At 37.7% G+C, this 14,391-nt stretch carries 17 protein-coding genes and 1 pseudogene; 8 read left to right on the top strand and 10 right to left on the bottom strand.

Annotated elements, in window-relative coordinates:
* Positions 1-109: 109 nt before the first annotated feature.
* From Xsze_RS16285 to Xsze_RS16260, 6 genes are all read left to right on the top strand, one after another.
* Positions 110-535: a hypothetical protein gene (locus Xsze_RS16285; RefSeq protein ID WP_051462239.1), complete on the top strand. Its 426-nt coding sequence runs from the start codon at positions 110-112 to the stop codon at positions 533-535.
* An 88-nt stretch (positions 536-623) separates the two neighbouring features.
* Positions 624-824, top strand: a complete 201-nt coding sequence (locus Xsze_RS21850; protein WP_141557198.1) for a hypothetical protein — start codon at positions 624-626, stop codon at positions 822-824.
* 17 nt (positions 825-841) lie between these two features.
* Positions 842-1,087 carry a hypothetical protein gene (locus tag Xsze_RS16280; protein WP_244431711.1) on the top strand — a complete coding sequence of 82 codons (246 nt, stop codon included), beginning with the start codon at positions 842-844 and terminating at the stop codon, positions 1,085-1,087.
* A 96-nt stretch (positions 1,088-1,183) separates the two neighbouring features.
* Positions 1,184-2,965 carry a hypothetical protein gene (locus Xsze_RS16275; RefSeq protein ID WP_038233526.1) on the top strand — a complete coding sequence of 594 codons (1,782 nt, stop codon included), beginning with the start codon at positions 1,184-1,186 and terminating at the stop codon, positions 2,963-2,965.
* Positions 2,966-2,976: 11 nt separating this feature from the next.
* Positions 2,977-3,264 carry a DUF2523 family protein gene (locus Xsze_RS16270; protein WP_038233529.1) on the top strand — a complete coding sequence of 96 codons (288 nt, stop codon included), beginning with the start codon at positions 2,977-2,979 and terminating at the stop codon, positions 3,262-3,264.
* Between the two features lie 5 nt (positions 3,265-3,269).
* Positions 3,270-3,968, top strand: a complete 699-nt coding sequence (locus tag Xsze_RS16260; protein WP_084616094.1) for a zonular occludens toxin domain-containing protein — start codon at positions 3,270-3,272, stop codon at positions 3,966-3,968.
* A 1,050-nt stretch (positions 3,969-5,018) separates the two neighbouring features.
* Here the strand turns inward: Xsze_RS16260 and Xsze_RS16250 are convergent.
* The 5 genes from Xsze_RS16250 to Xsze_RS16230 all read right to left on the bottom strand — a co-directional run bounded on the left by Xsze_RS16250 (position 5,019) and on the right by Xsze_RS16230 (position 8,902).
* On the bottom strand, positions 5,019-5,294 hold the full coding sequence (locus Xsze_RS16250; RefSeq protein ID WP_038233534.1) for a type II toxin-antitoxin system Phd/YefM family antitoxin: 276 nt from the start codon (positions 5,292-5,294) through the stop codon (positions 5,019-5,021).
* A gap of 90 nt (positions 5,295-5,384) precedes the next feature.
* Positions 5,385-6,098, bottom strand: coding sequence for a hypothetical protein (locus Xsze_RS16245; protein WP_038233536.1), 714 nt, complete (start codon positions 6,096-6,098; stop codon positions 5,385-5,387).
* 445 nt (positions 6,099-6,543) lie between these two features.
* Positions 6,544-6,720 (bottom strand): hypothetical protein, encoded by a 177-nt coding sequence (locus tag Xsze_RS22235; RefSeq protein WP_038233538.1) that lies wholly within the window; start codon positions 6,718-6,720, stop codon positions 6,544-6,546.
* 321 nt (positions 6,721-7,041) lie between these two features.
* A complete protein-coding gene (locus Xsze_RS16235) occupies positions 7,042-8,331 on the bottom strand; it encodes an arsenic transporter (protein WP_038233540.1) in 1,290 nt (429 codons plus the stop codon).
* A gap of 235 nt (positions 8,332-8,566) precedes the next feature.
* Positions 8,567-8,902: a metalloregulator ArsR/SmtB family transcription factor gene (locus Xsze_RS16230; protein WP_038233543.1), complete on the bottom strand. Its 336-nt coding sequence runs from the start codon at positions 8,900-8,902 to the stop codon at positions 8,567-8,569.
* Positions 8,903-9,230: 328 nt separating this feature from the next.
* Between Xsze_RS16230 and ptsJ the strand changes: the two genes are divergently transcribed.
* Positions 9,231-10,559 carry a MocR-like B6 salvage transcription factor PtsJ gene (gene ptsJ, locus Xsze_RS16225; protein WP_038233546.1) on the top strand — a complete coding sequence of 443 codons (1,329 nt, stop codon included), beginning with the start codon at positions 9,231-9,233 and terminating at the stop codon, positions 10,557-10,559.
* Between the two features lie 105 nt (positions 10,560-10,664).
* Here the strand turns inward: ptsJ and Xsze_RS16220 are convergent, their stop codons facing one another.
* From Xsze_RS16220 to Xsze_RS22830, 3 genes are all read right to left on the bottom strand, one after another.
* On the bottom strand, positions 10,665-11,480 hold the full coding sequence (locus Xsze_RS16220) for an intradiol ring-cleavage dioxygenase (RefSeq protein ID WP_038234078.1): 816 nt from the start codon (positions 11,478-11,480) through the stop codon (positions 10,665-10,667).
* Between the two features lie 279 nt (positions 11,481-11,759).
* Positions 11,760-12,149: a hypothetical protein gene (locus Xsze_RS23370; protein ID WP_422645805.1), complete on the bottom strand. Its 390-nt coding sequence runs from the start codon at positions 12,147-12,149 to the stop codon at positions 11,760-11,762.
* 19 nt (positions 12,150-12,168) lie between these two features.
* Positions 12,169-12,546 (bottom strand): DUF4184 family protein, encoded by a 378-nt coding sequence (locus Xsze_RS22830; protein WP_051462241.1) that lies wholly within the window; start codon positions 12,544-12,546, stop codon positions 12,169-12,171.
* Between the two features lie 102 nt (positions 12,547-12,648).
* On the opposite strand from Xsze_RS22830, the gene Xsze_RS16210 reads away from it, so the two are divergent.
* On the top strand, positions 12,649-13,191 hold the full coding sequence (locus Xsze_RS16210) for a GNAT family N-acetyltransferase (RefSeq protein ID WP_038233549.1): 543 nt from the start codon (positions 12,649-12,651) through the stop codon (positions 13,189-13,191).
* A gap of 97 nt (positions 13,192-13,288) precedes the next feature.
* On the opposite strand, the pseudogene Xsze_RS16205 reads toward Xsze_RS16210, so the two are convergent.
* Positions 13,289-13,420, bottom strand: a pseudogene (locus Xsze_RS16205) (DUF1176 domain-containing protein); the annotation flags it as partial.
* 52 nt (positions 13,421-13,472) lie between these two features.
* Entirely contained in the window at positions 13,473-14,360 is an 888-nt protein-coding gene (locus Xsze_RS16200) for a LysR family transcriptional regulator (protein WP_038233551.1), read from the bottom strand.
* Positions 14,361-14,391 lie beyond the last annotated feature (31 nt).

Below are 14,391 nucleotides of genomic sequence, written 5' to 3'. Positions count from 1 at the left end.
CTTTTGAAAACAAAGCGGTCACAAGGTGAGGTACGAGCCTTGCGACTGTTTTGTTTTCCTTGGACTCGGACTCGTGACAATAACTGTCGCCAAACAGAGAGATAGAAATATGATTCAGAATTATGTAGATCGTTATCAGTATAAGCATGCTATGCCTGATGGCTTTAAACCTATGGCCGTTCAAGGCGGGCACTTTTCTCATGTGCTTTCAGATATTGAAGAAAGGGAGGTTTTGGCTTCCGATGGCACGAAAGAGCTTAAGCAAAAAGAAAAATTTGGGTTTGTATTGGCTGTGCCGTTTGATGATCATAAGTTAAAGGTAAGAACAACTGAGTTTCGTAAATATGTTTGTTCTAAAGAAGATTATTTTTTCCTTAAATCCATTGAAGCGGACATTTCAGAACAACCCGTTTATGTCTCATTTTTGCCGAGTTCGTGGGCAACATCACGGGATAATAATGGTGTCTGGTATCAATATGTCTCTGGTTCAATTCAGCGTTTCGATGGAAAGCCATTAATCAGTAATAAAAAATAATTAACCAGTGGAATGTTTCTTATGTGCCGATGGAAACTGTTAAACAATTAATAAAACTATAGAGTTTTTATTTAAATAAGGGGTGTTAATGTCCTCTTTAACAGGTTCTATATGCGATATATCTAATAATTGTCAAAAGATAACATTGGATATATCAAGCCAGTTACCCATATCTTATGATTATCCTTATTTAGGTAAGGTATGGGGATTGGCTTTTAGCTCTGTCATGATGTTATATCTTTTTTCTTTTGGCTTAGGCCAAATAATTCGTATGGTTAAACATGCTTAATATAGGAAATTAAAAGAATGTCTAAATACTCTTCTCTGTGCACGAAGGCTTTTGTTGTTTCTACACTGGCGTTATCTTCTGCTGGCGCGTTTGCGGATGAAGCTGTTGGTAAGGCGGGTGACGTTGATTTATCGTCGCTGACTAACAGTATTAGCTTTTCAGGTGTGCTTGTTGCATTAATGGCAGTCGCGGGATCTATTATTACTTTGTATACAGGCTTTGCGGGTATTCGATGGGTTTTGAGAACGGTAAAAGGGGCTTAATTTTATTCATTTTATAAGGTAAAGGGGTGAAAGCCCCTTTTTTTTATTTATGCATACCGATTTATTAACGCTTGTTGTTTTTATTTGGGGGCTGTTATGCGCTTGGGCTGTCATTCAGGGATTCAAAGGCTAATTGTTTATTCTTTTTGTTTTTCATTTCTGTTTATCAGTTGGCCTAAACCTGTTGCGGCTAATCCGGTTCTGGCAGCGGGTTTATTGGTTCGGGTTATTGCACAAACTACGGCAAAGAGAGCGGCAACTCAGGTTATTGCAAAGCAAGCTGTGACTAAATATCCGTTAACAGAAGCTGTGTTGCAGGAAACGATAAGGAGACAATCGGCGGCAACATTAAGTGGTATGTCTCGTGTAGCGGCCACGGTTCCGGCTAATTCATCTTTGCGTAGAGCAGGGCAGGTTACTTGGGCGGGTCTTAGTGTGGTAGGTGGGGTTATGACTGCTTCGGAGTTGGTTGATACTTTTCGTTCTGATGACTTTCAAGGAGTTGCATTGGGGAACGGCAAATATGAGGTTAGTGTAGGGGGACGAACTCGGATTGTTGATTTCCAGCCATCGCCGAATTCTCCGGTTATTCTTTATGGTAATGATTCAGTAAATTTTGAACTTGATTGGAATTCAGTTTTATCTGATACTCCTTTGGTTAAAGGTATTCTTCTTGATGGAAAAGTTATTGAATCTTTTCCCGTTCCTTCTTCTGTTACTCAATCTAATTTTTTAAATAATAAATTGGCAACCTATTCAGCGGACATTTCAAGTTCAAGCGGTGATTATTTTTACATTAAAGATGATAAATTAAGTTCCGTGAAAGATTTAATTCTTACGGGGGTTGTAAAACATTATGAAACCAGAAATGAATCTAGATTTTACACTACTCGAGTCAGTGGTGATAATGATGCTTTCGATTATGTTACTTCCTCTGAGTCTGTTGATATTTTGGATTTTAATGTTAATTTTGATATTAATTCTAAAAACTCAGAAGATTCTTTATTTACTCCAAATGCGTACAATTATTTTAGCGCCAATGTTCCTGTCATTATCAATAGGAAGGAGATAAAAAGTAATTTTGAACCTTGCGACAGGGTAAAACAAGATGCGCAGGGAAATTCTATTTGGGGTGATTATATTTGTACGCCACCTTCGGAATCTGATTATTTATTCCATTCGGAAAGAACAAGCTGGTCAATTCATGTTGGTTTAAATCGGAGTTATGACGGAAATTACTTTAATGAAAAATTAAAATCCTCTTCCGTTAGGGTGGTTTCAGCTAATGAATTGCCTCATCTTTTGAAAGATAGGCCACTTGATAATTCTATTGTTGCCGATTTAATTAACGATTTATTGCATGATGCGGCGGCTCAAAATGGTTATGAGGGGGTCACTGTCAGTGATGGGGATTATGTAACTTCATCTGAGGTTGATGATGCGTTAAGAGAATTGGGACATAGTAAAATTGATGCATCAGATTTTTTTTCACCGATTCAGAATATTGAACTGGATTTATCTTCTCATGAAACGATGGTTAATAATAATGGTGGCAATGGTGGCGGCGGTAATATTGATGTCAAAGTCGATTTAGGAACTGATCCAAAAATAAAAGCGCCAGACTTGGAAAAACCGCCAACGGGTAAAGAAATTGCCCAGCCCATTATAGATGGAATGTCTTTTATTTCTGATTATAAGATATCAGGTAAGGACGCATCTTGTCCCACCGTGAATACTTCTTTTTCTTTAATAGGATTTGATTTTGATTTGGTTATTGACAGTCATTGCGACCTGATAGAAAGAAACAGGAAGTTGATAGAGCTGATAACTTCTTTAGTTTGGGCTTTTATTGCCTTGCGTATAGTTCTGGATGCTTAAAAGGAGTTTATATGTACGGTTTCTTACTTTCTGCTTTGAACACAGTGCTTACCTATCTTTTTCGTGCTGCTGTTCTTAAGTTTATTATCTTTTTTTCCCTGTATTTTATTGTGAAGGAATTCATGTCTGTCATTGTGGAACTGCTGCCTAAGAGTTCGAATTTTCAGGCTTTGTTTGATTTGTTACCTGATTCGGCTTGGTACTTTATCAATCTGTTTCAGGGGGTTTTAGGCATAAACTTATTAATCGATGCTTGGTTCACCCGTTTTATCATTCGCAGACTTCCTTTTATAGGGTAATTGACATGTCTATCACAGCTTACTTCGGCGTTCCTGGCTCTGGTAAGAGTCATGAGTGTGTTAAGAGTGTTATTCTTCCTGCCTATCTGCAAGGCAGGAGGATTATAACCAATATTGACGGTATTAATCCCGATGCCATCCGTGATTATGCGGCGAAGTTGTCTAAGGGAAAGGGGAGCGATTTCGGTGAGATAGTTTCAGTAACTGATGAGCAGGTCATGCAGGCGGGGTTTTTTCCTTATAATTCCCGTTTTACTGTGGTTAGCTCGCCGTCATTGCGCGCGCGTTCTGGTACGTCTGCGTCTTTCTCTGTGGGTGAAGATGTGCCTGTTTTGAGTAATGTCAGTTATTCAGGTGATAAGCCGATTCAGTCAGTGGAATATCGTTCATCGGGTGTTATTTTTAACGTTATGCCGGAAGTAAGACAGGATGTGATTGATTTGTCTATCAGTCAGGAACTATCAAACTTTGCCAAGACGCATACAGGTGTTAATAATTCACCAACCTTAATTAAGCGTAATATTCAGACGTCAGTATCTGTCAGTGATGGCGACATTATTTTGATTGGCGGTTTGGCTGATAATAAAGATACTGGCGCTAATACAGGGTTATCCTTTATGCCATCTTGGTTTTCTACAAGCAGCAAAGAGAAAACAAAAACTGATATATTAATTATTCTTCAGGCTAAAAAAGTAAAACGCTAGGATTTCTTCCCCGCAGCTGGCGAGGAGGCGGAATCCTAGGCGGAGCACTTTTTAGCTTGATATCAATTAAAATATAGGGATTGGATTATGTTATCTGATAAAAGATATAAAATTATTTCTATTTTGATTCTTTCATGCATCGGAATTTTTTCATCTTTATTTTTTCATATACTCGCCTGTTCTTATTTTGGGTTACCTCTTGAGTGGGGTGTCATTTATGAATATGCTTCCTTTTCTTTTATTTACGTAAATTGGCTTTTCATATTTACTAACCTGTTTGTCATATTTTCTTTGATTTTTATTTTTTATTTACCATACGCGATAAGCTTGAAAATTTATGAGAAGATATAATTTATAATTTATAATTTATATTTTTAATCATTAATTTTAACATCAAACTAGCGTCTATTCTGTGTTTTATGCCCGTCAGGGCATTGGAGGCGGTTTATCAGAAATTACTGGGAACACTGACCGATATAGCAGGGCGAGAACGTGAACGTTTTTTAAGCTCAATTTCGGTATTTTGCCTAGTTGGCTTATTTATTTTTTCTATTGGTATGTTATATCTGGTTGTATAGTTTGTTCTTGTATCGTTTACTATGCTTTTCGTTTTATTCAGGAACTCGGAGCTAAACGTTGCCGGAATAACATCATTACGTGATTTTTTACTTAGGAATGGTTAAAATGTCATCATTTTAAATGGCTCTATAATTTATATTATTGTTATATATGAATTTTAAATTATCATTACCTGAATGAAGGTCGTAAATTTTTCTCAATAGTTAAATCGTCAAGTATTAAATCGTGGGGTCCCTTTAGGGTTCCGATTTAATACTTGTACGACACTCCGGTTAAAAACACTTGGGCAAGGTGGTTGTGAACACGAAGTGCTCACAACCTCTTATTAGACAGTTTTTATTATTTTTATACTAAAGTTGAATGTTAATGAATGACTCAGGGTCTTCATGAAAATCATACGATAGTACATCTATTTTCTTTTGAGAAATACGGTAAAAAAATTTTCTTTTGCTTTTTTGGTAAACTGAACACTCATTTGTCAGCTAAACTTTCGAGTTCATCGCTAGTTAAAGGTGCAAAAACATCATCAATATGATGCAGCTCTCCACGTTCTGCTTGTGTAATCGATTCAGCTAGAATAGCTTTTAAATTTTGTAATTTAAGCTGTGTAAACTGATCATATTCTTCTGGAGACATAACCACAGCTACGCACTTACCATGCTTACTAATCTCAACTGGTTCACGTTGAACCTTCATGAGTAGCTCTCCAAACTGATTTTTTGCGAGTTGTGCAGGAATGATTTTCATAAATCACGCTCCTTATAAAGTACAAAATGGCTCGAATTAGGTTCACTAAAACCCCCGTACTGTACTACGGGGGAAATCTAAAATTATGTTTTAAAGTTTATAAAACCAGTCTTTTTTATCATCTTTATTTTTTATTGTCATTACTATTAATTGTTCTAGTAGATCATCTGTTATATTATCTATATCTGCGTATTCATCGTTTTTGTGCATATAATATGCGATACGCAGTATATAAGATTGTTCATCGTCTTTTTTCCTATTTAATAGATTATTAAGTTTTTCCAATGATCTTTTTATAGCAGACGGATTTAATCCAGTAATTTCAGAGATTTCTTCTGCTCCTATCCCTGCATCCGATAATTCTTTTATTCCAAATGATAAAACATATGTCTTGGCTATTGATGTGTAATAAGACATCTGTCTTTTGAGTCTTTCCTTATGATGTTTTGAGTTGTTTATTTCGGCTATTTTTTCTTCATCTTTTTTGTTATTGAATTCATCTATATATTGGCTAATAAATTTTCTAGCAGCAGTGCTATTTTTTAGTTGCTTTTCACTTATAGTAATATTTAATGTTTCTGCTATTGAGCGCATAAAATCCACTTGTTTTTTAGTTGCAGGTCTAATGCTGTCAGGAATAAATGTTCTCAATATTTTTTCTAATGATTCAGAATAATGAGATTGTAAAGGTATAAAATTATTTTCTTCTATTGATATTAATTCACATATGTAACTAGGAATCTCAAATTTTATTTCTTTGCTATCTACTTTAAGTGTAACAATGGTTATATCTTTATCACTCATAATGTTCTTTTATTATGTTTAAATAGGATTCGTCACCGTAGTACTCCCCGTTCTATACCATTGAGTACTACAGTGGTAGTCTAACGTTACTTTGGATTTTTAGGTGTGTTATCTATTTTTTCTATTTGGGTATGGATCATTTTTTGCGTCACCTTGACCAGTTTCTATATCCCAGCTTTTTAGAGGATGAGGCTTCCTTTTGAAATTTGGGCAAGGCGGTAGAGATGTTTTACTCTGATTAGAGTACTTATATCCACAATCAGAGCAAGTATACGTGCCTGCTGATACATCACTCCCATAGGAAACATTCTTCTTTTTCATGATATTAGATCCTTTTTGTACAAGGTATTCACCATTGAATACCTTAAGATCAGATATGGTGTGGTAGGGCATTTTTCAAGTCCTCATCTGATGAAATTTTTTTCGTTCAATTCTTATCTAATTTCTAATTTTTTCTTGAAAATTTTCTGTAATCTTCGTCACTTATTGTCTCCAAACCTTTCCGGATTAACCATTCTAAGACAGTAGTGTCTTTAACCGGCTCTTTGAGTTCGATGACTGCTTTCACCGTCTCTTTTTCAACCAAACGCCAAATGTTGTCGTTGATGTGCTTCGTCGGCATTTTTTGACCTCCGTATAAATTTTATGATTATCATAATCTAAAATTTCAAAACTTGTTGACAATTAGGATCTAAGAATTTATAACGGAGCCAGAAAATAAGAAAATAATTTCTGATGTTCTGAGATTTGTTTGCATACTGATAATCAGGGTCACTGTGGGAGTGATTTTATTTTTGTCTGGTTAGGTTCGCATAATCTATATTATGTTAAATACGAATTATTGGATAATAAATTCACCAGTGTTCTTCATACAGCAAAACCATAAAACGACTCTACCCCATCTTTTATGCTCGCCTATATTATAAAAATATAGGCGTTACCATTAATTTAATAGTGAAAGCCTAAGTGCTAAAGCGATTAGTGTTATTGTTAGTATAGGAATGGTCATGATGATACCTGTTTTAAAATAATATCCCCATGTGATGGTCATATTTTTTTGCGATAACACGTGTAGCCATAACAAGGTTGCTAAACTTCCAATTGGTGTGATTTTCGGTCCCAAATCAGCGCCAATGACATTTGCATAAACCATTGCTTGTTGTATCAATCCGGTAGCTTCACTTCCCTCAATAGATAATGCGCCGATTAATACTGTTGGCATATTATTCATAATGGAAGATAGAAAGGCGGTGATAAACCCAGTACCCAGTGTTGCTACCCATAAACCTTTATCAGCAAGATAATTGAATATTTCCGAAAGATAGTTGGTCAACCCTGCATTTCTTAAACCATAAACAACCAAATACATGCCAAGTGAAAAAATCACAATTTGCCACGGTGCACCACGTAACACTTTCTTGGTGTTGATAATGTGCCCTTTGGAGGCAATGACCCAAAGAATTAATGCGCCTATTGCGGCAATGGCACTGACCGGAATACCCAAAGGCTCTAACACAAAGAAGCCTATCAATAACAGCACCAATACAAACCATCCCGCTTTAAATGTGGTCTTATCTTTAATCACTAAAACCGGGTTGCTCAGTTTTAATACATCATAGTGTTTCGGTATGTCTTTACGGAAAAAGTAATGCAGCATAGCTAACGTTGCGACGATAGCGGCAATATCAACAGGAACCATGATAGATGCATATTCACTAAAACCGATATTGAAGAAATCAGCAGAAACGATATTAACCAGATTGGAAACAATCAGCGGCAAACTGGCGGTATCAGCAATGAAACCTGCGGCCATGACAAACGCCAACGTCGTTCCTTTGTTAAAACCTAATGCCAATAACATGGCGATGACAATCGGAGTCAAAATTAGCGCAGCACCATCATTCGCAAATAAGGCGGCAACTGTTGCGCCTAGTAAAACGATATAGCTGAATAATAATCGCCCTTTTCCACCGCCCCATTTTGCTACATGCAGTGCGGCCCATTCGAAAAAACCACTTTCATCTAAAAGAAGACTGATGATGATAACGGCAACAAATGTTGCTGTTGCATTCCAGACAATGTTCCAGACAACAGGAATATCCTGAAAACTGATGACACCAAATAATAGGGCTAGTAGTGCACCAATAGTTGCACTCCAGCCAATTCCTATCCCTTTAGGCTGCCAAATAACAAAAGTAATCGTCAGAATAAATATCAATGCGGCAATAAGCATAACACCCTCTTTTAATAAGGTACTAATAGACACTTTCTTATACGAAAAGATAACAATTAACCCGTTGATTAACTTAGTGTTGATATTTCAGCCGGCTCATTTTCAAATAGGGAAATAATTTCCGCATCTGTTCCCGCATGCCAATGCTGCAATATAACGCAGGGCCAAATATTGCTAACCTTTTCATAACCATGATGTTATATATGTTTTTTCATATATGTTTGTTTAAAAATTTTCAAGCTGAACAATTATCAATAAGATCTTTTTTCCCTATAGCTTTAAGTAATTGAGAAACCCGGTTTTTCTCTGTGGCATAAGTCAGGTCTATCATATTCTTTACCCACGGTAATAATGCAGGTGATAATCTGTAATGAACCCATTTGCCATGCTTCGAATCCAGCAATAAACCAGATTCACGCAACATGGCAAGGTGTCGGGATGTTTTAGGCTGAGACAGATTCAAAGCGGTATAAATATCACAGACACACAGTTCACCACATGCTTTGAGAAGCAATATGATGTCTAGTCTCGTTTGATCGCCCAATATTTTAAATAACTGTAATGGTTCCATACCTGCTCCTTTGAAAATCTATTTTGTAATGTACATTCGAATAATATATACGTCAATTCGAATATGTTTTTGCACATAAAAACACCTAGAATGGATCTTGGTCAGATTAACTCGCAATCTTTTCTTTTTATTAAATCTCGATTAGACAAAAATAGCCACTCTGCAACAAAGAAGTGCCAAAATAGGCTGCCAGACGCCCTCCCCAATCACAAATTCAAAATTGCCTGACATGACCATGGAAAATTTATAGACTTACAGTTTTATAGACGTCAATGAGAGAATAACTTAGTATTGTCCTCGATTATGTGTTTTTTGTCATAGGTCAAATATGATAACGGGAAAAACAGCGACTGATATTTTTGAGCAAATAAGAACTTTAGTGCAATCCGGTAATTATAAGCCCGGGGATTCGCTGCCTCCGGTTCGTGAGTTGGCAATTGAACTCGGCATCAACCGTAATACAGTTGCTGCGGCTTATAAACGTCTGGCCGATGCAGGCATTGCTGTGAGCAAAGGCCGTAATGGTACTTTAATCAGAGAACAGGTTCAGAACACGCCTTATGAAGGAACGCCCCCGGGATTGGCGCTCAGAGATATGGCTGGAGGAAATCCCTCTCCTGCTCTGCTTCCGAAGCTAAGAATCAGTTCACTCAATGAAAAGAACGTTTCAAAACTCTACGGCGAACCCATAATCAATATGGAGCTTGAAAGGATAGGACGTAATTTGCTCGAACAAGATCTGCAAGTGAGTTACGAACTGAACCTGACCAACGGTGCTGTTGATGCTGTGGAGCGGTTGCTGACCTGTTACCTGATTAGCGGAGACAAAATTGCCGTTGAAGATCCCTGTTTTTTAAGCAGTATCAATACGATCAAGAATAATCGATTTGTCGCCATTGGTGTTCCGGTTGATGAAGAAGGCATTCAGGTTTCTGATCTCTCAGCTCATCTGGCTGCTGGCGTGCAAGCCATTATTATTACCCCACGAGCACACAATCCGACTGGCTGGGGACTTAGCGCCACGCGTGCCGTGCAGTTAAAGGAATTACTTGAGTGTTATCCGCAAGTTCTGGTCATTGTCGATGACCATTTCTCTTTGCTTTCAACAACTGATTACCAACATATTATTCCTGCCACGACACGTCACTGGGCACTTATTCGTTCGACTTCAAAATTTCTGGGCCCGGATATACGGTTGGCTTTTGTTGCCAGTGATACAGAAACCTCGCAACACTTGCGTCAAAGGTTAAATTCGGGAACAAACTGGGTTAGTCATATTCTTCAAGAGATTGCCACTGCGACCTGGAACTCACCGGATTTTGGACAGGAACTGACACGAGCAAAAGAAACTTATTGGAAATTACGTGAGCATCTGACCCGATGCTTAAAGGATTATGGCATTAATGTGTCTGAACATCATGATGGATTAAATCTATGGCTCCCATTGGAAGATAACAGCACCAACACAGTGATGCTATTGGCACAACATGGATGGTTAACACGCGGAGGAGAGGTTTTCGGAGTGACACAAACTTGCCATGGTCTTAGGATCACCATCTCAGAACTTGATGAATCAACTATAGAATCCCTTGCCAAAGTTCTCGCCGGTATTCTAAAAGTCGATGACAAACACCGCCAGAAGATCCAATCAAAATAAAATATCCCACATAAAGCAAAAATATTTCAACTTAGCTTTGAAAAAGCTTCACCAAAGCTAAGAAGAAATACACTAAAACTCACCTAACTACACTTATCAGATTGGCTACACAGTGTGCTTAGCCAAGTCCTTAGGGGTGATTTTCTTAGATATATGATCTTTATTAATAGATAAAACTATCTGTCCATATAATCCATCCAATAAATTATCACCTATTTGTTTTATATTCAAAATTGCAGCCCTATTTTTAACGCCAGAAAATATATGATCTTCTTCATTCTTAAGCCTTTTAATTTCCCTCGGAGAATACATGTCATTCGCCATTACTTCTTTAGATACCCCTTCCGGGAAATAGATTTGGCCTACAAAATAGAATTTATCGTCTTGTCTTTTTTGGACATTTGCACTTCTTGCGGAGACATGGATATGTAAAGCCCTGTTGGCATAAAATCCAGGGAAAATTGTGGTGAATCTGACTATCCCTTCTTTGTCTGTCCTTTGTGCACCACGGAGAAATGTGCTTTCATCAGTTCTTGAAATCGAACCTATCTCACCAGTCAACGCTTTAAGATCTGGATTTATGTATTTCCAACCGGAGTATTTTCCCATTGCATTACAATGCCATATATCAATAAAAACATCATCCAAAGGTTTACAGGTTGCAGAATCAATTATTTTCATTGTCAGTAAAAGAGGTATTCCCTGCTCATCTTCTGTAATATTCCTCCTCAACAGTTTGTTATTTATAAAGTATGGGCCTGACATTTCTTCTGGGGTCATCTCACAAACCCCTACATCAATTCCTTTTTTGGACTGAGATGATGAAGATGCAAGAGCCCCTGCCGGCATCAGAGGTAATAGTGAAAATACTGCACCAGTCACACTTGCTTGTTTTAGAAAAAGTCTTCTTCCATTTTTCATAAATTGAATCCTCATATTCCATTTAATTATATGATTTTTTGTATCTTCAACGATAAACATTAGTTTAATGTTCTGATTTGGATAAGTGTATAGGCTTACATTTGAAATATGACACCAGTATTTAACCATGCGTCAATTAATATTTAGAAATAACATAATCATTTTTATAATAATTTTTGCATTTCCAATCTGATGGGTTTAATGAACAATAGCCTATGAGGCTGTGCCACCAGCCCCAATCATGGTAAATATCATTATTTGATGGCATTCAGTTAACACTCAATAATCATTGAGAACAGATCTAATCCTTGGCGAACAATGGCTTATCCATAATGAAACAATAACCAAAATAATGAAAAAGACAGGCACAGATAGCGTTAACTCCTTGAAAACAAACCGGCCCATATTTATTCCAGAGACTTCCCAAGTTAAAAATAATGCCACGGGACATGTCAAAAGACCTGAAATTCCCCCAATAACAATCAGACAATACAGCTTTCTTTTGTTTATTTTCTGAATGGCGGGATCCAATGTTTTCTGATATTGCCAATAAATCATTATTGGATACAACACTCCCAGCAATGAACTGAGGTGTTGCAGAATTTTATATATACCAACCCCCTGTCCCTCGGCAATGAAGTGAAAAACGCGAAATTGCAATAGAGGGATCAGTTCAACGAAAAAGCGCTTATCGTGAGTAAATGCATCCCAGATAATATGGGTAATAGCTAATATGGGTAATAGCGCCTATAATTAACGAAAAGATGAAAATAATTTTATCTTTATGATCCCACTTTTTATGACAAACAAAAGATATGGGTGAAAGGACGGATAAAGGCGATGACAACCGACGAGCAAGCCAGAAGATCAGTAAACATAAAGGTAAGCCAGTATAAAACCATCCAGGCAAGTGATGCGCCGTTGCTGCAATAACATACAATCCGGCAGAGTAAAATAAATCAGGAGACACACTTCCCACAATGAGTGCAGGTAAATTCAATAACTTTCCTCCAGGAAGATATCTTAAAGGAAAAACGGCAGCTGGATGTGAAAATGTCCAAGGCATTATAAATACCCCCCAAAAATTAGCGTGCTTTAGCCAATTAACCCATTAATTACCTACATGAGTATTGTTTTTTCCGGTATTCAGAAAGCGATAAGTGACACAATGCAAAATTTAATGACAGAAAGATTAATTTTACGTCCCTGGCAGGAAACAGATGCTGAAAGCTTGTATGAATATGCCAAAGATGAACGTGTAGGCCCTATTGCAGGTTGGCCAGCACATAAAAGTATAGAAGAAAGTGCACAAATTATCCGCGATGTCTTTATGGTCGACAAAGTATATGCAGTTACACTGAAAAGCGATAATCGGGCTATTGGTTGCATCGGGCTGTTAATGGCAAAAGACAGCAACTTCTCTATCGGAGATAATGACGCAGAAGCAGCCTATTGGATCGGTGTACCTTTTTGGGGACAAGGGCTTATTCCAGAAGCACTGCGTGAACTTATGCGCTATGGGTTTGAAGAATTGAAGTTAGAGAATTTATGGTGCGGCTATTTTGCTGACAATCATAAATCAAAAAGCGTTCAGGAAAAGTGCGGTTTTCGCCATCATCATGTCATTGATGAGCAGTATGTTGTTATTATGGATGAAATTCGAACTGAAAATATCAGTCGGATCACACGAGATGAATGGAATTCATTATAGCTTTTAATAATAAATCTCTCTGTGAGTGATAAAAACCAGGCTCTTACCAAGAGCTTGGTTTTTTATTTTTGGCGTTAATGTTAGATAGGTGTGAATATCAATCTGCGACCACTATAGTCGTCATTGTTGGTATATTCCATGCTCCACCAGCGCGAATTAACCGGCAACGGCCAGTATATCCACTCGAACTTTGTACAAAATCGTTTCCATCCCATGTCCAGTAATCATATTTCCAGCAGTCTCCTAAACCTCTTCCTTTTAGCGAATACTCAAGTACACCATCATGATAAAAAACCTTCCTTCAACAATTCAATGCATTCTTGAGCGCCTCGTTTCAGTACTTCTCCTTTTAAGCAAACAACGTTTATCGGTAAGATCAGGCCATTTTGCAAATTACGAAACTCTAAGCGCTTTAATTGACCTTTTGAAAGCTGATCTTGAATCAATGAATAAGGCAGATTTCCCCATCCCAACCCTGCTTCCACTAAACCCAATGCCATAGCAAAACTGTCTGTGCGCCAAAATTTCGTCCCAATCTGAGTGCGAACATCACTGAGATCGTGGTGGTGACTGGCGATAATAATCTGACGGGCTTGAATCAAGTCTTCAATATAAAGCGGTTTAGTATGCGTCAATGAAGGGTGTTCAGCTGAAATTGTTGCAATAAGAGATTCATGCCCCACACATTGAAACTGTTCCTGCGGATTGATATATAAGCCGCCGAAAATGATGGCCAACTGAATTTTATGTTGATGTAACAACGGTAAAATATCGTCTTGTGGCGCGGTTGTTATTTCAACATTCATTAAAGGATAGCGCTGATTCAATTCCTTCAGCGCCACCAGCACACGGGATGGATTAATGTCTGTCGCTATCCCTATGGAAAGAGTGCTTTCCATTCCCTGGGACAGCTCCCGGGAAAACGCATTTATTTGATGAAGCTTATCAACGATCTCCCGTGCGTAGGGAACAAGGACCAATGCTTTTTCTGTGGGAAGTGGCTCTCGACATTTTCTATCAAACAACTCATAGCCAAGTTCTGCTTCCAGATTAGCAATCGCCATACTGACAGATGAGGGAACACGTTTTAATGCTCGTGCTGCCGCAGAAAAAGATCCCTTATCCAACACAGTTAAAAATAGCTGCAAGTTATCGCTTGAAAATGGCATAGGAGCACGACCTTTCAAAAAATCTGATAGT

Source organism: Xenorhabdus szentirmaii DSM 16338, assembly GCF_002632585.1.
GTDB classification, from domain to species: Bacteria; Pseudomonadota; Gammaproteobacteria; order Enterobacterales; family Enterobacteriaceae; genus Xenorhabdus; species Xenorhabdus szentirmaii.
This window is presented reverse-complemented; position numbering and strand designations above follow the sequence as displayed.

Excerpts from the sequence above, each read along its gene's own strand:
- Xsze_RS16285 (WP_051462239.1), top strand. The coding sequence starts at position 110 with ATGATTCAGAATTATGTAGATCGTTATCAGTATAAGCATGCTATGCCT.
- Xsze_RS21850 (WP_141557198.1), top strand. The coding sequence starts at position 624 with ATGTCCTCTTTAACAGGTTCTATATGCGATATATCTAATAATTGTCAA.
- Xsze_RS16280 (WP_244431711.1), top strand. The coding sequence starts at position 842 with ATGTCTAAATACTCTTCTCTGTGCACGAAGGCTTTTGTTGTTTCTACA.
- Xsze_RS16275 (WP_038233526.1), top strand. The coding sequence starts at position 1,184 with ATGCGCTTGGGCTGTCATTCAGGGATTCAAAGGCTAATTGTTTATTCT.
- Xsze_RS16270 (WP_038233529.1), top strand. The coding sequence starts at position 2,977 with ATGTACGGTTTCTTACTTTCTGCTTTGAACACAGTGCTTACCTATCTT.
- Xsze_RS16260 (WP_084616094.1), top strand. The coding sequence starts at position 3,270 with ATGTCTATCACAGCTTACTTCGGCGTTCCTGGCTCTGGTAAGAGTCAT.
- Xsze_RS16250 (WP_038233534.1), bottom strand. The coding sequence starts at position 5,294 with ATGAAAATCATTCCTGCACAACTCGCAAAAAATCAGTTTGGAGAGCTA.
- Xsze_RS16245 (WP_038233536.1), bottom strand. The coding sequence starts at position 6,098 with ATGAGTGATAAAGATATAACCATTGTTACACTTAAAGTAGATAGCAAA.
- Xsze_RS22235 (WP_038233538.1), bottom strand. The coding sequence starts at position 6,720 with ATGCCGACGAAGCACATCAACGACAACATTTGGCGTTTGGTTGAAAAA.
- Xsze_RS16235 (WP_038233540.1), bottom strand. The coding sequence starts at position 8,331 with ATGCTTATTGCCGCATTGATATTTATTCTGACGATTACTTTTGTTATT.
- Xsze_RS16230 (WP_038233543.1), bottom strand. The coding sequence starts at position 8,902 with ATGGAACCATTACAGTTATTTAAAATATTGGGCGATCAAACGAGACTA.
- ptsJ (WP_038233546.1), top strand. The coding sequence starts at position 9,231 with ATGATAACGGGAAAAACAGCGACTGATATTTTTGAGCAAATAAGAACT.
- Xsze_RS16220 (WP_038234078.1), bottom strand. The coding sequence starts at position 11,480 with ATGAAAAATGGAAGAAGACTTTTTCTAAAACAAGCAAGTGTGACTGGT.
- Xsze_RS22830 (WP_051462241.1), bottom strand. The coding sequence starts at position 12,546 with ATGCCTTGGACATTTTCACATCCAGCTGCCGTTTTTCCTTTAAGATAT.
- Xsze_RS16210 (WP_038233549.1), top strand. The coding sequence starts at position 12,649 with ATGCAAAATTTAATGACAGAAAGATTAATTTTACGTCCCTGGCAGGAA.
- Xsze_RS16200 (WP_038233551.1), bottom strand. The coding sequence starts at position 14,360 with ATGCCATTTTCAAGCGATAACTTGCAGCTATTTTTAACTGTGTTGGAT.